The organism is Microvirga arabica (assembly GCF_016811235.1).
Taxonomy (GTDB): Bacteria; Pseudomonadota; Alphaproteobacteria; order Rhizobiales; family Beijerinckiaceae; genus Microvirga; species Microvirga arabica.
The window spans coordinates 69,678-88,858 of sequence record NZ_JAFBID010000016.1 but is presented as its reverse complement, the minus strand read 5'-3'; the positions used below and the strand labels follow the sequence as shown (position 1 = coordinate 88,858).

The window sequence follows — 19,181 nt, the reverse complement described above, 5'->3', positions numbered from 1 at the left end:
ATCGAGCGCTGGCATCTTGCCGCGGGTTACAACACCATCAGGGCCGCGCAGGAGCCCTGTTGCGGCACAAGGGAGGGTGCGGCCGGTGCCAGATCATCGAACAGCGGTTCATCGCCGCCAGGGCTTCCTGCCGGTCAGTATGGGGAGTAAGACCAAGGGCCGCAACGCAACCGTCAATGTGAACCAAGGTGCCGGCGGTGAGCGAACCGCGGGCCGAACTGGAGTTAAGCGCCGAAAGTGACCACAGTTTAGTGTCAGCCCACATGGGGAACGGTTGCGGATCTGCGCTGAGAACAATCCGAACAACCGTACGGGACGGGCTACCCGTCTTCCTAACAGTCATGGCGCGACGGCTCGACCTTGAGGAGACGGGGACCTGGGTCATCTGTCCTCCCTTTCGGCCTGCGTTAGATCACGAAAAAATCCTTGTGCGAGACCTTCAGCTGCTTGCTGATGGTCGCGAACTTGATCTGTGCTGCTGCGCCGGAGCCATCGGGATCGTAGTACAGAATGCCCTTGGCTTTGTCATAGATGACTCGGTCATCCCGATCATGGGCTTTGCTTCCGGTCCAGAAGGCATCCTTCTTCAAGACACCAGCCTTGCCGATCTTGGAGAACGCCGAGCGCGCCAGGTGGATGCTGTCATCCGCCACGTTGAAATCGGCGATCCGATCATAATCTGTCTTGCTCGGCTTGGTGCTAAAGACGAACGCGTCCTGACCGGCCTTGCCCCGGAGCGTATCGAGACCTGCTCCCCCGACGAGAGTATCATCGCCGGTGCCGCCTGACAGGGTATCTTTGCCCCGTCCCCCGACCAGGCGTTGGTCAACCGGCTGTGTGACCACTGGCGGGTTGGGGTTGCCCTCATTGACCACATCGGTGACCAGAATCGTGAAGGTCTTCTCTTGATAAAGGCCCTTCTGGTCCGTAGCCCGAACGACGACCTGATGGGATTGCGCCTGCTCGAAGTCGAGCTTCGTCGGATCGGCAACGACGAGCGTGCTGTTGACGATTTTGAAGCGTCCACCCGCATCATCCGTGAGAGAGAGTCGCAGGTTCGGAGTATCTCCCCAATTTGGATCACCAGCTGTCAGCGCACCCACGTAAGTTCCGGCGTCTGATCCTTCAGCGACCTTGTTCCAATGGAGCGTCAGCGCGACGGGGGCATCGTTGGCATTTTCAATCACCACGGAGGACGTGGTGACTCGCCCACCAGCGTCCATAACACGGATTTGAACAGACTTCTCGCCAACCGGCAAATAGCCCGTCTCCATATTCTGGTACGTCACTGCCCGCAGCACCTCAGTGACTCGCTCAGGCGTAGCATTGCCGTTGAGCGAAAACGTTAGGGTTTCGAACGCTCCAAAGGCGCTGTAGGTGCCGATCTGGACCCCATCGACGTAAACGGTTCGAATGTACCCATTGGTGCTGTAAGTGACCCGGTCCGAAGCCGTCAGCCGCAGGGCCTCCTGAGCACCGAAACTATCCTGTAGCGTGACTTGAAGCCCCTGAAGTGTCCCTCGATCATCAGAGATCGTTGCGTTCTGTCCGACATCCAGCAGCACTGACTGTCCTGCGGCAACGATCACCCGGTCTCCCGTCAATCCTTCAACGAGAGCGGCTTCGTTGCTGGTTGTCACGCCCGTGGCGTCCGTGACGTGGTCAATGCCACGATCGCGAAGCAGCAGTCTCTGCTCGCCTGTTAACGTCACAGTGTCGAGGACCAGCGCATCATTGTCGGTGCTCCAGGACTCGAACCTTAGTGCAAGGCTAAGGTCGTTTGTCTTCACGGTCGTACCATCCGACTGGATCGCGATCCGATCGAAGTCCAAGACCGCCTTGCCTCTGAGATCGATCTCAGATCCGCTGAGCGAAAGCCAGTCATAACCCCCACGGCCATCGATGATTTGGACGCTTGCCAGTTGTGCGCCGGTGATACCGATGGTGTCGCTGCTGGTGGTCCCGATGATCTGCTCAAAGTTTATAAAACCGGCTGCACTTGCCAGACTGAAGGCGCCGCCGCCGAGGAGTTGGAAGGTGTCTAGGCCCGAGCCGCCATCAAAGTAAGCGCCTGCGAGTTGGTAGTCATAGACACTGACAGTATCGTCGCCATCGGTCGCCATGCTTCAGCCTGCCCCTAACCCAATCCTTGCTCGGGTCATAGGCCCGAACTTAGCACCAATTGTATATCCCGGCTGATGGATGAGGAAAAGGTTCTTGCTTCTGTCTTGAAAGTCGCACTTTGGCTGCGCCAGAGCGAGAACTGCGCTGACCTCCCTTTGACAGAGGGCTTCTAGTTACAACCTTTCACTGCGTTGCGTTAAAGACCGAATGCTCGTGTGCGACAAACCGGGCTTGCCAAGAGCAGCGTCCTCCCGGTTCGAGAAGGAGCGTCATGGGACGCCCCGCTCTTATTCCAAGAGGAAGGTGTAGATGCCGGATGTAGCCCTGCCAAAATTTCGCTTCCATGACAGGCGTGGACCCTGAACCGGCTGGCGCTCAGGGACGCTGCTCCCGCTTGGATGAGAGGCAGGTGATGCGCTGGGGTAGGGCAGGGTGATCCACCGCAACATCGATGGCGTTGGCGCCCCATAAACCGGTCGCACGATCAAAGGCTTCCTGCACATCACCCATGCCTGTGCCAGAGCCTGCCGAAGCCGTGCGGGCGGCCGCGATGGCGGGTTGACTCGGCATGAACGGGACAATGGTCTCGCCACGGCGCGGAACCGAGACCGAGGGCCCGGAAGGCGCAATCGCGGCTGCTGATAGCGCTCGCAGGGTGCGCAGAGAGCCCGCTCGGACCACGCGCGAGGCGTCACCGTCGTCACCACATCGGCCGAGACGTACACGGCTGTGGCCGCTGGCAGGATCTGAGGCAAGCGCCGGTACCCATAGCAAAGCGGAGCGGGTTCTCGTGACACTCCCGATAACCTGCATTATCGGGAGCGAACCTGAGCACCTCAGATCCTGAGGCTTGGATCACGTCACTGAGCGTTGGCTCGAAGATGTCGTCCAGACGACAGAAAGGCTTGGCGGAGATTTGGCGGAAACAGGCCCGAATACCCCCGATTTCGACCGTTTTCCCCGCTTTCAGCCCGTCGAAATCCGGCTCCTCCCGAGGGAAACCGTCAGCGGAGGTTCCGAATGGTACTTCGCGCAAAAATTGCGTTCGACCAAACTTTATTCCTTCCCTCTGGGGCGCTTCTGGTTCGGAAAGGCTGGATTGTAAAAACTTTAGCTGCACCAGCCTTCTACGGCGGAGCCAAAATCAAGGACTTAGAGTCTCATTTCGTTCAAACTTTATTGTCGAGCCATAGCCGGGCATTGAGGCCGCCGCCCACCAGCGCCGCCATGGAGGCCGAATGGTGCGGAGCCCGGAACGGGCGGCGGTTCGACAGGGCGCCGTCCGCCAGCAGCCCCGCCACCGACTGGATCATCGAAACTTCGAGGAGCTCCCGTGGCGAGAGCGGCGGCAGGATGGAGGGCAGGCGCTGGGCCAGCATGGATTTGCCCGCACCGGGCGGATCGTTCATCAGCGGGTTAGATCCACCGTATTGTGATTTAGTTGCATCACGGAATCTGGGTCAACAGTCGAGTGGGTTGTGAGTGCACCAACCCACTTGGAGTATCTGACTTTTAATCAGAGGGTCCTGGGTTCGAGTCCCAGCGCGCTCACCAACAATATCAAAGGGTTACGGCATCTGCCCTTTGCGTCATTTCTCTCCTGTAGCCAAACGTCGGGGCGGGCAGGACTCGCTCAGGTCCGAGGTCGAGGCGACCGTAGGAGCGCGAACAGCGAAGTGAGTCGTTCAAAGCCTACCCTCCGCCCACTTTCAGCCTGTTCATGTATTGCAATAAAGGTCTGGTCTCCCGCAGTGAGCGGACCTTGAGCGGTAGGTCTAAACTTCACAAACTCACCCAGTACAGACTCTCCCTCGGCGATTCCCGTGCCCGGCTCACATCGGAATCATGTCCGGGATGTTCACGAAAACCGTGTTCACCTCTAGCAGGGTGGGCCAAGCCGCGGTCCATCGCCTCGTGGTGATGTCGGTTTCGGGTCGAACTCGTCCGGCATAATGGCGGTCGAGTTGAACAAAGTGACGGCCCGTCGGCGAATCCTGCTTGGCGACCGCCGCCTGGGAGGGGACTAATGTGCTCCGACCATGTCGCATCTGAGAACTCGGCCCGCGCCGCCGGGGATGTCGGACCTGCGAGCAGGATCGCAAAGAAGGAAATGAACATGCCGGAGGCATCGTCGATGTGTCCCGTCCAGGCGGACAGCGCAACGTGGTGGGCGAATGTGCTCCTGGAGCATTATGGCATCCGGGCCTCCCTCACTCCCCTGGACGGGGAATACGACTTGAATTTCGCCGTGCATCAGGACGGAGGGAGAACCCATGTCCTGAAGGTGATGCGGCCCGGATGCGAGAGCTCGCTCATCGAGGTGCAATGCCAGGCGCTCAACCACGTCGCGCAGCACGGTCCGGAGGTGGTCGTGCCTCGCGTCGTGAGGCCACGGGATGGTTCCCTGTTCGTGTCCGCTCCCGATCGGGACGGTCGGGAACGGCTGGTCTGGCTCATCACGAACCTTCCCGGCCGGGTCTACGCGCAAACCAACCCGCAGCCGCTGTCCCTGCTGCGCGAGATCGGCGCGACCCTGGCGGCCATGGATCGGGCTCTCAAGGGCTTCGCCCATCCTGCTCTCGGACGGGAGATCAAATGGGATCTCCGACGATCGGGATGGATCCGCGGTTCGATCGGCCTGATCGACGGTGCCGACAGGCGGGCGATCGTCGAACGGATCGCCGCCGAATTCGAAGGCGGCCTGCTGGGGCGCCTGACCGCGCTTCCCAGCACCGCGATCCACAACGACATCAACGACTACAACATGCTCGTGGATACGGGCACGGGAGAGCCGCGGCTCTCGGGCATCATCGACTTCGGCGACATGATCGATGGCCCGGCGGTTGCGGAACTCGCGATCGCCGGAGCCTACGCGGTTCTCGGCCAGGAGCGGCCCATTGCGGCCCTTGCAGCGCTCGTCGCCGGATACGACAGCGTACGGCCGCTGAGCGATGAAGAACTCGCCTTGATCTATCCTCTCGTCCTGACGCGGCTTGCCGTGAGCGTTACGAACTCCGCCATCGTGAAGCGGGAGAAGCCCGACGACCCCTATGTCACGGTGTCCGAGCAGCCGGCCTGGAACTTCCTGGAGACTAATTCCAGCCTTCCGCGCGATTGGGTCCTGTCATGCCTTCGCGTCTCGTGCGGGCGCGGCGGACATCCCCGTGCCGACGCCGTGATGGGCTGGATCGCAAGCCAACGGGGCCGGTTCGCGCCGATGTTTGGGCGGAGCCTGGACGGGATTCCGGTCATCGACCTGAGCGTCGCCAGTCTCGCATCGCCGCGCAACCCGTTCGCGCTCGATCCCGACGACCTGGACGACGCGGTCGCGGAAGCGATGAGGGGCGCGGAGGCAGGACTCGGCCGATATGGCGAGCCGCGTCTCATCTATACCGGGCCCGAGTTCAGGAAGACTCCCTATGCAGGATCCCACAGGCGCACCGTTCACATCGCCGTCGATGTGTTCATCGACGCCGGCACGGAAGTCCGAGCACCCTTGGACGGGATCGTCCACGCCGTAGAACTGCGGACCGCGCCACTCGACTATGGCGGCGTCGCGGTCCTGGAGCACGCGACACCGGAGGGCGACAGGTTTTACACGCTCTACGGTCACCTAGCGGCAGACGTCGTCACGCGTCTTTCGGCGGGACAGACCGTGGCCGCCGGGGAGGTCATCGCCCTCATCGGCGACCGGGCGGAGAACGGCGGCTGGACCCCTCACGTCCATTTCCAGCTCGGCCTGACCACGCTGGGTCGCGGCGCGGATTGGCCCGGCGTCGCCGATCCCGACGAGGCCGCCGGATGGATGGAGCTGTTCCCGAACGGGGCGGCCCTCCTGAACCTGGCCGACGAGGTGACCGCCGCCGTCACCATCGACTCCGGCGAGATCCTGCCCCAGCGCAAAAAGCGCTTCGCGGGAAACCTGAAGCTCTCCTATCGCGCGCCGCTCACCCTGCTTCGCGGATATCGACAGTTCCTGTTCGACCAGCATGGCCGGACCTACCTCGACGGGTACAACAACGTGCCGCATGTGGGTCACTGCCACCCGCGGATCGTCGCCGCGGCAGAGCGGCAGAACCGGCTGCTCAATACCAACACGCGGTATCTCCACCCGGCGCAGGTCGCGTATGCGGAGGCGCTGACGTCGCGGCTCCCCGATGAGTTGAGCGTCTGCTTTTTCGTGAACTCGGGAAGCGAGGCGAACGAACTCGCCCTGCGGCTTGCGCGGGCCCACACCGGGGCCATCGACACGATCGTCATGGAGGCCGGCTACCACGGCAACACCAACACAGCGATCGATATCAGTCCGTACAAGTTCGACGGTCCCGGGGGACGGGGCGCACCGGACTGGGTTGAGGTCGTGCCTGTCGCCGATCCCTACCGGGGTCCGTACAAGGGAAGCGATCCGGAGGCCGGGCGCAAATACGCCGATCACGTGCGCGCCGCCGTCGAACGGATCCACGTGCGTGACCGGAGGGTCGCAGCCTTCATCTGCGAAATCTTCCCGAGCGTCGGCGGCCAACTCATCCCGCCGCCGGGCTACTACCGCCATGCCTACGAGGCCGTCCGCTCGGCCGGGGGCGTGTGCATCGCCGACGAGGTGCAGACCGGACTCGGCCGCATCGGCATCCACCAATGGGGTTTTGAGACGCAAGGCGTCGTGCCCGACATCGTCGTCCTGGGCAAGCCGATCGGAAACGGGCATCCGATCGGCGCCGTGATCACGACGCCGGCGATTGCGGCCTCATTCGCGAACGGGATGGAATTCTTCAGCACCTTCGGCGGGAGCACGCTTGCTTGCGTGATCGGCCGCGAGGTCCTTCGCGTCGTCGACGACGAGGGCCTCCAGGCACAGGCCCTGGACGTCGGCACGTTCTTGCTGGATGGGCTGCGCGGGCTTCAGGACGAGGGCGCGATCATCGGCGACGTCAGAGGGTCGGGGCTGTTCATCGGCGTGGAGCTGGTCCGGGATCACGACACCCTGGAGCCTGCGCAAAAGGAAGCCTCATACATCGTGAACCGCCTTCGCGAGCACCGGATTCTGATCGGGACCGATGGCCCGTTCGACAATGTGCTGAAGATCAGGCCTCCTCTCTGCTTTACCCGGGAGGACGCGTCCCATCTCCTGGATCGGCTTTCAGCGGTGCTCAGGGAGGAACCCTGCCGCCTGTAGGGGCGGCAACGTCACGAGGTGGGGGCCCGTGTCTCAGGAGAATACGGTTCTGAAATTGGTGGCCAGGACCATGTGGGTGCGGACGTCGGCGACCCCGGACATGGTCGAAACCCGATCCCGGACCCTGTTGAGGGTCTCGACCGCGTCGGCGGCAACATCCAGGACGAGGTCGATGTCGCCGGCCACGGACCGGCATTGGATGACCTCGTCGATCTGCCTGATGGCATCGACGACGCCGTAGGCGGGCGTCCTCTCGAGCTTCACGAGCAGGACGGCTTGGTTTGGCCTCGGCGAGACGCTGTCGGACAGGATGGCGCAATAGCCTTGAATGAATCCCTCCCGCTCCAGACGCCGAAGACGAGCCGTCAAGGTGCTGCGGGACAAGCCGACGGCTCTTGCCAGTTGCTTCAAGGGTTCGCGACCGGAACGTGCCAGGGTCGCGAGGATCTGGCGGTCGGTTTCGTCGAGAGATGTCATGATGTTGCTCTGGCTCTTGTCGTCGTACGCGAGGCATTCGCTCCAACTGCCAAGTCATTTGATCGAGCCGAACAAATCAAGGGGCATCGGCAGCCGGAGCGCGTCCAGATGCGATTTCCATAGGTCGGACAGACGCTCGGACCGATCTTCGATTGTGCGGTCAAACCGACAATCATCATGGTAGCCCGAACCTCGACCACGATTGCGAAGTTGGGCTGCATGCCAGATTGGTTATGGGGCATTGGCAAGCAACCGCTGCTAGGCGGCATTCTCCCGGCGTTCGTTGATGGCCCCAGGAATGCTGCCGTCCCCAGACGTGCTCGATCCGAGGCCCTGGGCATTCACCGAGCAGACACAGCCTTCGATCCTGGGCGGCTCGCCACCGAAACGGTCGGTTAACCTCGCAAGAGCACCCTGTCTGCGCGTGAATCAGGGACTGAGTGGGCCCCTCATTTGGAGATGAATGCCCATGACGGAGAAGACCCTCAACGAAGCCATCCACGAGAAGCTCAACCTGATTGCTCCGACCTTGAAAGCCATACAAGGCGGCGGAGAGCAGGCTTACCTTGGCGACCTGCAGACGCTCCTGAGAAAGAACTTGGCGAGCCTGCTTGCCTTGTTCGAACGCGATCCGGGTCTGGATGCCGCAACAGCCGATCTTTACGCTGCCGCGGCTGCCATCGTGCAGGACGCGACGGCGGCGACGCAGCCATACGCGCGGAAACGGCGCCTGCTTCAGGAGGCGCAAGCACGCTTCGAAGAGCGGATCGCACTGGCAAGGCCTCGAGAGCGGCGGTCGTCCACCTCTTGGCGTCAGACGGAACTGTTCCGGGCGGCCTAACGGGTGCTTGGGTCAGGTTCTGCCTGTGCCAACCCTCGGCCTCCGCCCGAATTCAACCCACGGTCAGGTGCCGGCCGAGGCTTGTCCTAGCTCGGCGGCGATGCCGCGCAGCGCCTGCGCGAAGGCAGTGGCGGGTTGGCCGCCGGAGATCAACCACGTCCCGTTGATGACGATGGCCGGGACCGATCGAATGCCGCGGGAGATCCATTCCCGTTCGGCATCGCGAACCGCCTCGGTATAGCGCCCCGACGCCAGAACCTCGCGGGCCACATCCCCGTCGAGTCCGGCCGCGACGGCCGCATTCACCAACACGCGGTGATCCGACACGTTCGCGCTATCCGTGAAGTTGGCCTTAAACAGGGAGTGCTTCAGTTCCTGCTGACGCCCGATGGTCCCGGCCCAGTGCAGCAGACGGTGGGCATCGAACGTGTTGTAGATCCGGCTCTCCTCCGACATGTTGAACGTGAAGCCGACCTCGGCTCCGCGCGCGCGGATCATCGCGCGGCTGGCGGCCGACTGCTCCGCCGTGGAGTCGTACTTCTCTGTGATATGTTTCCCGAGGTTCTGTCCCGCTGCAGGCATGCTCGGATTGAGTTCGAACGGTTGGAAGGTGATGTCCGCCTCCACCGCATCAGCAGTACTCGCCAGTGCCTGCTCGAGCCCCAGCAGGCCGATGACGCACCACGGGCAGGCCACGTCGGAAACAAAGTCGATCTTCAGGTGCTGGGTCATGGCAGCGCTCGTTGTCGTTCGTGTGTATTGTGAGGTCGCGTGAATACCCGCTTACCACAGTCTCAAGATGTCGAGGCAAGTAACCTCAGGCGCCTGTTCAATTTCACGCGATCCTTGCCGTCGGCACTCATCACCGGATCTGAGTTCGACCCTTCGCAACTTCACCGATTAAGGCGCATGGCCTCATCTTGCGCTACAACCGTCCGGCAGCGGGGTTCGTCGATCCAGATGAATGCCCCATAGCTTCAGGAGCAGCAGGAATGACCGATTCATCTGACTACGTGCCGCCGAAGGTCTGGACTTGGAACAAGGGCAGCGGCGGGAGCCCCGTCACAAGCCTCAACCGCCCGACCGCCGGAGCCACGCACGAGAAGGAACTGCCGGTCGGTCATCATCCGTTGCAGCTCTACTCGCTGGGCACGCCCAACGGCCAGAAGGTCACCATCCTGCTGGAGGAACTGCTGGCGCTGGGCCATTCCGGCGCGGAGTACGATGCTTGGTTGATCAGGATCGGCGAGGGCGACCAGTTCGGCAGCGGCTTCGTGGCGGCAAACCCGAACTCCAAGATTCCTGCCTTGGTCGACCGCTCTGGTTCGGATCCGATCCGGGTCTTCGAGTCGGGCGCGATCCTGCTCTACCTCGCGGAGAAGTTCGGGGCTTTCCTCCCGACAGAGGCCGGCTCGCGTGCCGAATGCCTGTCTTGGCTGTTCTGGCAGATGGGAAGCGCGCCCTATCTGGGGGGAGGCTTCGGGCACTTCTATGCCTATGCGCCGGTGAAGATCGCGTATGCGATCGACCGGTTCACCATGGAGACGAAGCGCCTGCTCGACGTGCTCGACCGGCGGCTCGCGGACAACGAATATGTGGCGGGGCCTAGGTACACGATCGCCGACATGGCGATCTGGCCGTGGTACGGCGGCTTGGTTCAGGGGCGGCTGTACGAGGCTGCCGAGTTCCTGTCCATGCAGGAGTACCGGCACCTCCGGCGCTGGGCCGAGGCGATCGGCCGCCGCCCCGCCGTCAAACGGGGGCGGATCGTGAACCGCACCTCAGGCGAGCCGTCCGAGCAGTTGCACGAACGCCATGATGCCAGGGACTTCGACACCATGACACAGGATAAGGTCGCCGCCCGGGAGGGATGATCGCCTACTGGCAGATACGATAACGGTCGCTGGATCCGTGTCGCTCGATATCGACATGGAGGTGATCGTGATGCGCCTCGTCCGAACCCGGACCGAGGATCGTCGTGAACCAGCCGCAGGCCGCTGTCCGGAGAGCGGCAAGCGCCGGATCCGGCGCAGTGTCGGGCTCAGGCTTGATCCGCAGGGTCGCTCCGTTGGCGAGCTCAAAGCCGGCGATGTCGATCGCAAGCCCTTGCGCATGGGACGAGAGCTTGCCCGTGGTCGCCCGGTTCCGGTTGCGGCACTCAAAGCCGGGGCCGGTCTGGACAGCTTTCAACTCGCTGCCCTTGATGTCGGCGACGAGCGGAGCCACGAGATCGCCGATCCAGTGGCCGAACGGCCCGGCGAACCGACAGGCCAGGATCGGCTGATTGGCCAGGCGAACAACCGTCTCGGGCTTTGTCGGAACCGGCACGGCCTTGAGCCGCACGGGCGTCTCGATCCGGCAGAGCTCGTTCGAGACCTGGGGCGGCTCCGCAGGCTCGATCTCGAACCCGGCCGCTTTCAGGCCGGCCAGGCATTCGTCGGCTCCCGGGATCGCTGGTGGCACTTCCGCCGTCGGCGCCAGTGGAGCCTGAGGCCGTGGGGCAGGTGGTATCGCGGGAGCAGGTGTCTCAATCGGCCGTGGAGGCGGCAGAGGTGGCGCAGGCTGGGCCACGGCGACGGTGGCCATCATCAGGGGAATGACGACCGCGGCGGATCTGGTCAACATCGGCTCCTCCGGTCCCCAGCAGACCAACGCCAAGCTGAGCTGAAGGGTTGCGGACTGTCCGACCGGGCCTCGGATCCCCACATAGGGTGCATGAGCCAGGAATTTCGCCGCCAGGAGCCCCTTCCGGCCACGGCCACCCGCGCAGCGCAACCCGAGATCGCACTCCCGGACGAGGACTGCGAGGCCTTGCGGCAGGCCGTGCTCGCGCTCGAGGGGCCGAGCTACGTCGCGCGCCTGTCGGCGCTGGCGGGCCGGCCGATCGAGCTGCTCGGGCAGGCGCTCCCCCAGGCGGCGTCCGACATCATCACGAGAGCCACGCAGGCGGCGCTGACCCGCGCGCTGCGCTACGCCCTGAAGACGATCCCGAAGGAGGGCAGGGATCCTGAGACCCGCGTCCACAAGGCGCTGGCGGTCCTGTCAGGCGCGATGGGCGGGGCGCTCGGCGTTTCGGCGGTTCTGGTGGAGCTTCCGGTCTCGACCGCGATCATGCTGCGGTCGATCGCCCGCATCGCCCAGAGCGAGGGCGAGGACCTCCAGGATCCGGAGACGGCGCTGGCCTGCCTGCAGGTCTTTGCCCTGGGCGGACATACAGGTTCGGACAACCTGCACGAGGCCGGCTACTTCGCCGTACGAGCCGCCATGGCAAAGTCCGTCACCCGCGCCCTCCAGCAGATGGCCGGGCGCGGCGTCATTGACGAGAGCACCTCGACCATCGTGCGCCTGCTGGCCCAGATCGGAGCCCGCTTCGGCGTGGTCGTGTCGCAGAAGGTCGCCGCTCAAGCGGTGCCGGTGCTCGGGGCGATCGGCGGTGCGGCCATCAACGCCGCTTTCGTCAATCACTTCCAGTCGCTGGCCCGCGGGCATTTCACCGTGCGCCGGCTGGAGCGGATCTACGGCAAGGGGACGGTGCGCGGGGCCTATGACCGGATCCGGTCCCAGGAAGGCCTGTGAGCCCGTGCACATGCTGAAGTCACTGCCGAAGTCCGAGATCCTGTCGGCGGCGTTCTTCGCCCGGGATGCCGTCGCCGTCGCCCAGGATCTTGTCGGGGCAACCCTGCTCGTCGATGGAGTCGGCGGTGTGATTGTCGAAACCGAGACCTACACGGGCGACGATCCGGCCTCGCACAGCTTCGGCGGCCCAACCGCCCGAAATGCAGCCATTTTCGGCCCGGCAGGGCATGCCTACGTGTACCGGTCCTACGGGATCCACTGGTGCCTGAACGTCGTCTGTCTGCCGGGGAGCGCCGTGCTGATCCGAGCCCTCGAGCCCATCATCGGGCACGCGGCGATGATGGCGCGGCGTGGAATCGACGATCCTCGCCTTCTCTGCTCGGGTCCCGGCCGGCTCTGTCAGGCCTTAGGCGTGACGATCACCCATAACGGGCTGCCATTGGACCAGGCGCCCTTCCAGGTCTTCGCCCGGGAGGAGCCGATCCAGGTGACCGCAGGGCCGAGGATCGGGATCACGCGCGCCACCGACAGGCTCTGGCGCTTTGCGCGTGCAGGATCGCGTTTCGTCAGTCGGAAGATCTGACCGGGTACCGGCCCGATCACTATCGGGATCGAGGCTCGTCTCGGCGCGGATCATCGGTGAAGCCGGGCTGCGGCTCATAGGGCCTGTGGTGCCGGGTAGGCTCGGGCTCCTCCGGCCAGCGCTGCTCCCGCCCCGGTTCGGGGTCCGAGAGGCCATTCAGGAGGTCGAGGCTGCCCCGAAGCACGGAGCGGACCCCATCCACCGCCATGTCGGCGACATCGCGCAGGCGCAGGTCGCCGATATCCGCGGCAGGCCGATGCTGGGCCTCCCCATATGGCGCATAGGAGTCAGCGGAGCGCTCCGGCATCAGGCCGGAGACCACGCCGGCTCCACCCAGGAGCACGACCAAGGCCAGGGGAACCGCGAGGCGGAACGCCAAGCCGACGATCCTCGACACGATAATGTAGCCGATAATCAGGACGATTGCAGTCGCGACGATGCCGGTGCTCAAGGATCTCGTACCTCCATGATGGTCGATGCGGAGCGGGGTCCATCCGAAACATCGACGGCTTTTTTGTGAGCCTGAACGTATCAGCTCCGGGAAGCCCGTTGCAGAATAGAGGCGCCGCCTCTATGAGTGCGGCATTGAATTATTGTGCTCTGTAGGAATGTCTCACTCTGGCACAAGATTGACCTTCCTCTCGCGTCTGGTTCTAGCCGATTTCGTTGAAAAAGTCCTCGTGATCGGCGGCGGATCGTGATTCCCTGATGAGGCTTCTCAGCGGAGGATCGGGCCATGATGGGCGAGCGTCTGGTGATGCAGGAGAGCCTATTTTATGATTTCCGGCTCGAGGATCATGTCCCGTCCGATCACCTGCTGCGGCGCATCGACCGCTTCGTCGACTGCTCCGGGCTGCGTCAGCATCTGGCCGGCTATTACAGTTCCATAGGACGGCCCTCCATCGATCCCGAGCTGATGATCCGCATGCTGTTGATCGGCTATTGCCTCGGCATTCGCTCCGAGCGACGCCTGTGCGAGGAAGTCCATTTGAACCTGGCTTACCGCTGGTTCTGCCGCCTCGGGCTGGAGGGCAAGGTGCCGGATCACTCCACCTTCTCAAAGAACCGGCACGGCCGCTTTCGTGAATGTGACCTGTTCCGCCACTTGTTCGAGGCCGTGGTGCAGCGCTGCCTGGACAAGGGGCTGGTGGGTGGCGAGGGTTTTGCGGTCGATGCCAGCCTGATCCATGCCGATGCCAACAAGCAGCGCTCCCTGACCGGATCCGACTGGCAGGCGCAGGATCACCCGCAGGATGCTCCGCGGGCTGTGCGCGAGTATCTCGCCACGCTGGACGAAGCCGCCTGGGGTGCGGCCACTGATGTTAAGCCAAAGTTCGTCTCGCCCTCCGATCCGGCGGCCCAGTGGACCGGGGCCATGCGCGGCCCAGCGTTCTTTGCCTATGCCGACAACTACCTCATCGATCTCAAGGCAGCCGTGATCGTGGACGTGGAAGCCTCCCGGGCCGTGCGTCAGGCCGAGGTGGGAGCTGCCCGCACCATGCTGGAGCGCACGGCTGAGCGCTTTGGCCTCAAGCCCGAGCGGCTGGCGGCGGACAGCGCCTATGGCTCGGCCGAGATGCTGCACTGGCTCGTGGATGAGCAGAAGATCGAGCCGCATGTTCCCGTGATCGACAAATCCGAGCGCCAGGATGGCACCTTCTCGCGATCAGACTTCAGCTATGACCCTGAGGCGGATGCCTACACCTGCCCTGAGGGCAAGACGCTGACGACCAGCGGCCGGATCGTGAATGAAGGCACGAACAGGCTCTACCTGGGCAGCACCTTTGTCTGTGGTCCGTGCCATCTCAAAGAGCGCTGCTGTCCCAACACGCCAGCCCGCAGGATCACGCGCAGCATCTATGAACATGCCCGGGAGGTCGCGCGCTCCTTGAGGGGCACGCCGGCCTTTGAGCGGTCGCGCCAAGGTCGCAAGCGCATCGAGATGTTGTTTGCGCATCTCAAGCGGATCCTCAAGATGGGACGTCTGCGGCTGAGAGGTCCGTGCGGGGCCCAGGATGAGTTCCTGCTGGCGGCAACGGCTCAGAACCTGAGGAAGCTCGCCAAGCTGGCCCATTCACCAGGGCCTCAGGTGATCCAAGGAACCTGAGAAAGTCTGAAAGGCACACCTCACCTCAGACCCAACTTCATCAGGCAAGCTGCATCGCTGTCCCAGCCCGTCTGGATGCCGACTTTTTCAACGAAATCTGCCAAAAACAAACGTTCAACGCGCAGATTTATGTAGCATAACCTTAACAGGTTATGGGCGCCGGCCGCCGCGATCTCGAGGGTGCGCTTCGCGCTTTCCTGTCCCTTGATGTCCTTCAGATCCGGCATCATGCCGGAGGCCGGCATGATGGCAGGCTCCGGCCGCGCCAGCACCTGGGTGCCTTTGAAGTGGTTGGCGAGCTGGATCAGGGAGCGCGGCGCCAGGATTTCGATGTCGCTCCCAGCCCACGCAGCCTCCGAGCCGCAGGCCGCGGGGCAGATCAGCCCATGCCCGCGTTCATGGGCTGCCATGGCGGCAGGAAGGGCGCCCGCGACCGCAGTGATCGAGCCGTCGAGCGCCAGTTCGCCCAGCACCGTGAAGCCGCCCAAGGCATCCGCCGGAATGGCCCCGATGGCCCCCACGACCCCAAGGGCGATGGGAAGATCGTAGTGGCTGCCTTCCTTCGGCAGGTCGGCCGGGGCGAGGTTGACAGTGATGCGCTTGGCCGGAAGGGCGAGGCCCGAGGCGATCAGGGCCGAGCGGACCCACTCGCGGGATTCCGCCACGGCCTTGTCCGGCAGGGCGACGATGGTAGAAGCGACCGCGCCGGGGGAAATCTGAACCTGGACATCGACCGCCCGCGCCTCGATTCCTTCGAACGCAACAGTGGAAACGCGCGTCACCATCCGGCCCAAACCTCCCCTAAAGCCCGGATGTTAGCGTGATCTTTTGAAACTCTATAGTGTTGCTATATTCGTTGCGGAGGACTCGATTTTCGTGCGGAACCACACGCTTGGAAAAACGTTGAGTAGAACTGCACGGGGAAAGCCGTAAGGCGACTAAGTCTCCGAAAATTACCGTTCGGGAGGGGCCATTCATGACACGGATCGATTCCATTCCCTTGAAGCCGCGATGCTGATCTGTCGATTGAGAGGGCCGTTGACTTGGTGCGATTGGAAGCCAGGTACACGTGCAGAGACTGGAGTGTCCGCTGTCGCGGAGGAGACGAAGTTTGAGTAGCGATAAGCCTTTGCGCATCCTCGTCGTGGAGGATGAAATCCTGATCGCGCTCGAACTCGAAAGCCTGCTCCAGGACCTGGGGCATGACGTCGTGGGAATCGCAGCCTCGTCCGCAGACGCCCTGTCCCTCGGCAGGGAACTCAAGCCTAGTCTCGCCTTTGTCGACATCCACCTGTCGGACGGCCCGACGGGCATCGACGTGGCGCGCCAGCTCAGCAGAGAGCACGGGGTCACGGTGCTGTTCATGACGGCGAACGCCAAGCGTATTCCCGAGGACTTTGCCGGCGCCTGGGGCGTCATCGCCAAGCCCTATACGGAGCGCGGCGTACGAGAGGCTCTCGCCTATGTGATGGCCGGTCAGCCGCGCGAAGCTCAGGAGGCGAGAACGGTGACCTTCGTCCCTTTCGGCCCGGCAACCCGCCAGCGTAGCTCCCAGATGTCTTGAGCGGCTACCCCTGCGACTTGAGCCGGTAGAGCGCGTCGAGCGCCTCCCGCGGGGTCATCTGGTCGGGATCGAGCTGTGCGAGCGCTTCCCGTAAGGAATCCTGCTTCGGTGCCGGTGGGAGCTCGTTGCGGACAGGCACGGCAAAGAGCGGCAGGTCGTCAAGCAACGCGCGCTTCGGCGCCTCCCGGTCGGACCTTTCCAACTCACTTAAGATCGTCTTCGCCCGTTCAACGACCTGGGCCGGCAGACCTGCGAGCCGCGCCACCTGCAGGCCGTACGAGCGGTCGGCGGCGCCGGGCACCACCTCGTGCAGGAACACCACCTCACCGTTCCATTCCGTAACTTTCAAGGTCGCGTTCGAGATGCGGGCCATGCGCTCGGCCAAAGCCGTCAGCTCGTGGAAATGGGTGGCGAAGAGCGCCCGGCAGCGATTGGTCTCGTGCAGATGCTCGATAGCTGCCCAGGCGATGGACAACCCGTCGAAGGTGGCGGTGCCGCGGCCGATCTCGTCGAGGATCACGAGGGAGCGGGCGGTGGCCTGGTTGAGGATGGCGGCCGTCTCCACCATCTCGACCATGAAGGTCGAGCGGCCCCGCGCCAGATCGTCGGCGGCGCCGACGCGGGAGAAGAGGCGGTCGACGATGCCGATATGGGCTTCTTTCGCCGGCACGTAAGAGCCCATCTGGGCCAGCACGACGATGAGCGCGTTCTGGCGCAGATAGGTCGACTTGCCGCCCATATTCGGGCCTGTGATCAGCAGGATGTGCCCCGCATCCTTGCCGGACAGATCCGAATCGTTGGCGATGAACGGAACGCCCTCGCGCTTGAGGGCGGCCTCGACCACGGGATGGCGGCCGCCCTTGATGGTGAAGGCAAGGCCGGTGTCGACCACGGGGCGTGTCCAATCGAGGCGCATGGCGAGATCGGCGAGCGCTGCCGTTACGTCGATGACGGCCAGCGATTCAGCCGCCGCAGCAATGTCTGCCGTAAGATCGAGGAGCGCCTGCACCATCTCGTCGAACAGCGCGAGCTCGATCTTGAGCGCCCGGTCGGACGCAGAGGCGATCTTCGATTCAAGCTCGCCCAGCTCCATGGTCGAGAAGCGCATGGCACCTGCCATGGTCTGGCGGTGGACGAAGGTGTCCTTCCACGGCTCCTTCAGCAGATCCTCGCCCACATTCTGCGGCACCTCTACGAAGTAACCGATCATGTGGTTGTGCTTGACGCGAAGCGTCCGGCAGCCGGTCTCAGTGGCGTAGCGCGCCTGGAGGGCAGCGATGAAGCGGCGCGAATCCTGCTGGAGTTCGCCCAACTCGTCGAGGTTCGGGTCGAAGCCGGCGCGGATGAAGCCGCCGTCGCGCTTCAAGAGCGGAAGCTCGTCGGCGAGAGCGGCGCTCAACCGATCGGCCACGTCCGTGCGCAGACCTTGGAGCACCTGCGCGGCCTCGGACAATTCACGAGGCAGGTTGGGCGCAATCGCCAGCTCAAGCCCGAGTTCCCGCGCCGCGAACAGGCCGTCGCGCACGCAGGCCAGATCCCGCGGTCCGCCGCGTCCCAGGCTCAAGCGCGAGAGGGCCCGGGCGAGATCCGGCGAGCGCTTGAGGATGCGCCGCAGCCGGTCGCGCAGGTCGCCGTTCTCGACGAGCGCCGTAACGGAATCCTGCCGGTCGCGGATCAGGCCCGGATGGGTGAGGGGACCGGCGAGCCGCTCGGCCAGCAGCCGCGCGCCGCCTGGCGTCACCGTGCAGTCGATGGTGGCAAGCAGGCTGCCGGCCCGCTCGCCCGACAGGGTGCGGGTCAGTTCCAGATTGGCCCGGGTCGCCGCATCGATGGCGAGCGCCGCGCCGGAGGTGTCGCGGGAGGGCGGGTTGAGAACCGGGCGGCTGTCGATCTGGGTCTTCTCGACATAGAACAGGGCGCTGCCCGCTGCCGTGATCTCGGCCGGGCTGAAGGCCCCGAAGGCATCGAGCGTCGCGACCCCAAAGTAGCTTTTGAGCCGCCGCTCGGCCGAGGCCGGATCGAGGCCCTCGCGGGACAGGGGCGTGATCGAGGCACGGGTCTCCTGCCAGAAGCCCCTCAGCTCCGGATCGTCGTGGATCACGTCCGGCACTAGGATCTCGCGGGGCTCGAACCGGGCGATCTCGGCCGAGAGGCCGGTGCCGTCCGTTTCGCTTAAGACGAAATGGCCTGTGGATATGTCGAGGGCGGCCAGCCCATAGCACCATTGCGTATCGGAGGCCCGGCGCCGGGCGATGGCGAGCAGGTAATTGGCCCGGCCCGGCTCCAGCAGGCGCTCCTCGGTGATGGTGCCTGGGGTGACGAGGCGCACCACGTCGCGGCGCACAACGGATTTCGAGCCGCGCTTCTTGGCCTCGGCCGGATCCTCGGTCTGCTCGCAGACGGCGACCCGGTGGCCCAGGCCAATGAGGCGCTGGAGATAATCGTCCGCCCGCTCCACGGGCACGCCGCACATGGGAATGTCCTGCCCCTGGTGCTTGCCGCGTTTGGTGAGCACGATGCCGAGCGCCTGGCTGGCGATCTCCGCATCCTCGAAGAACAGCTCGTAGAAGTCGCCCATCCGGTAGAACAGCAGGCTGTCCGGGTTGGCGGCCTTGATCTCGATATACTGCGCCATCATGGGCGTGACGCGGCTGTCCTGCACGGGCGCGGCGTTCGACGGGGCGGTCTCGGGGGACTTATAGGCGGCTTGGGACGACATCCGTCCTGTGTAGCAAA

14 protein-coding genes, 1 tRNA gene and 2 pseudogenes are annotated in these 19,181 nt (G+C 64.0%); 8 read left to right on the top strand and 9 right to left on the bottom strand.

Going from position 1 to position 19,181, the window contains the following annotated elements:
- Window positions 1-407 precede the first annotated feature (407 nt).
- From JQC81_RS33825 to JQC81_RS10960, 3 genes and pseudogenes are all read right to left on the bottom strand, one after another.
- A complete protein-coding gene (locus JQC81_RS33825) occupies window positions 408-2,123 on the bottom strand; it encodes a cadherin domain-containing protein (RefSeq protein ID WP_203271849.1) in 1,716 nt (571 codons plus the stop codon).
- 376 nt (window positions 2,124-2,499) lie between these two features.
- Entirely contained in the window at window positions 2,500-2,694 is a 195-nt protein-coding gene (locus tag JQC81_RS10965) for a hypothetical protein (RefSeq protein WP_203271848.1), read from the bottom strand.
- 623 nt (window positions 2,695-3,317) lie between these two features.
- A pseudogene (locus JQC81_RS10960) lies at window positions 3,318-3,551 on the bottom strand (ATP-binding protein); the annotation flags it as partial.
- 42 nt (window positions 3,552-3,593) lie between these two features.
- Here JQC81_RS10960 and JQC81_RS10955 point away from each other — a divergent pair.
- Window positions 3,594-3,678 (top strand) — tRNA-Lys (locus JQC81_RS10955).
- A 562-nt stretch (window positions 3,679-4,240) separates the two neighbouring features.
- Window positions 4,241-7,297 carry an aminotransferase class III-fold pyridoxal phosphate-dependent enzyme gene (locus tag JQC81_RS10950; protein WP_203271847.1) on the top strand — a complete coding sequence of 1,019 codons (3,057 nt, stop codon included), beginning with the start codon at window positions 4,241-4,243 and terminating at the stop codon, window positions 7,295-7,297.
- A 33-nt stretch (window positions 7,298-7,330) separates the two neighbouring features.
- Here JQC81_RS10950 and JQC81_RS10945 read toward each other — a convergent pair whose 3' ends face one another.
- Window positions 7,331-7,774: an Lrp/AsnC family transcriptional regulator gene (locus JQC81_RS10945; protein WP_203271846.1), complete on the bottom strand. Its 444-nt coding sequence runs from the start codon at window positions 7,772-7,774 to the stop codon at window positions 7,331-7,333.
- 469 nt (window positions 7,775-8,243) lie between these two features.
- On the opposite strand from JQC81_RS10945, the gene JQC81_RS10940 reads away from it, so the two are divergent.
- Window positions 8,244-8,615 (top strand): hypothetical protein, encoded by a 372-nt coding sequence (locus JQC81_RS10940; protein WP_203271845.1) that lies wholly within the window; start codon window positions 8,244-8,246, stop codon window positions 8,613-8,615.
- Window positions 8,616-8,678: 63 nt separating this feature from the next.
- On the opposite strand, the gene JQC81_RS10935 is transcribed toward JQC81_RS10940, so the two are convergent.
- Window positions 8,679-9,347, bottom strand: a complete 669-nt coding sequence (locus JQC81_RS10935) for a DsbA family oxidoreductase (protein ID WP_203271844.1) — start codon at window positions 9,345-9,347, stop codon at window positions 8,679-8,681.
- Window positions 9,348-9,607: 260 nt separating this feature from the next.
- Between JQC81_RS10935 and yghU the strand changes: the two genes are divergently transcribed.
- Complete coding sequence (gene yghU / locus JQC81_RS10930; protein ID WP_203271843.1) at window positions 9,608-10,489, top strand: glutathione-dependent disulfide-bond oxidoreductase; 882 nt, start codon at window positions 9,608-9,610, stop codon at window positions 10,487-10,489.
- Between the two features lie 4 nt (window positions 10,490-10,493).
- Here the strand turns inward: yghU and JQC81_RS10925 are convergent, their stop codons facing one another.
- Window positions 10,494-11,240: an extensin-like domain-containing protein gene (locus JQC81_RS10925; protein WP_203271842.1), complete on the bottom strand. Its 747-nt coding sequence runs from the start codon at window positions 11,238-11,240 to the stop codon at window positions 10,494-10,496.
- A 90-nt stretch (window positions 11,241-11,330) separates the two neighbouring features.
- Between JQC81_RS10925 and JQC81_RS10920 the strand changes: the two genes are divergently transcribed.
- Window positions 11,331-12,191, top strand: a complete 861-nt coding sequence (locus JQC81_RS10920; RefSeq protein WP_203271841.1) for an EcsC family protein — start codon at window positions 11,331-11,333, stop codon at window positions 12,189-12,191.
- A 10-nt stretch (window positions 12,192-12,201) separates the two neighbouring features.
- On the top strand, window positions 12,202-12,774 hold the full coding sequence (locus JQC81_RS10915) for a DNA-3-methyladenine glycosylase (protein ID WP_246520342.1): 573 nt from the start codon (window positions 12,202-12,204) through the stop codon (window positions 12,772-12,774).
- 19 nt (window positions 12,775-12,793) lie between these two features.
- Here the strand turns inward: JQC81_RS10915 and JQC81_RS10910 are convergent, their stop codons facing one another.
- On the bottom strand, window positions 12,794-13,225 hold the full coding sequence (locus tag JQC81_RS10910; protein ID WP_203271839.1) for a hypothetical protein: 432 nt from the start codon (window positions 13,223-13,225) through the stop codon (window positions 12,794-12,796).
- A 285-nt stretch (window positions 13,226-13,510) separates the two neighbouring features.
- Between JQC81_RS10910 and JQC81_RS10905 the strand changes: the two genes are divergently transcribed.
- Entirely contained in the window at window positions 13,511-14,881 is a 1,371-nt protein-coding gene (locus JQC81_RS10905) for an IS1182 family transposase (RefSeq protein ID WP_203271838.1), read from the top strand.
- A 143-nt stretch (window positions 14,882-15,024) separates the two neighbouring features.
- On the opposite strand, the pseudogene JQC81_RS10900 reads toward JQC81_RS10905, so the two are convergent.
- A pseudogene (locus JQC81_RS10900) lies at window positions 15,025-15,666 on the bottom strand (magnesium chelatase domain-containing protein); the annotation flags it as partial.
- 326 nt (window positions 15,667-15,992) lie between these two features.
- Here JQC81_RS10900 and JQC81_RS10895 point away from each other — a divergent pair.
- A complete protein-coding gene (locus JQC81_RS10895; RefSeq protein ID WP_203271837.1) occupies window positions 15,993-16,445 on the top strand; it encodes a response regulator in 453 nt (150 codons plus the stop codon).
- A gap of 4 nt (window positions 16,446-16,449) precedes the next feature.
- Here JQC81_RS10895 and mutS read toward each other — a convergent pair whose 3' ends face one another.
- Entirely contained in the window at window positions 16,450-19,164 is a 2,715-nt protein-coding gene (mutS, locus tag JQC81_RS10890) for a DNA mismatch repair protein MutS (RefSeq protein WP_203271836.1), read from the bottom strand.
- Window positions 19,165-19,181 lie beyond the last annotated feature (17 nt).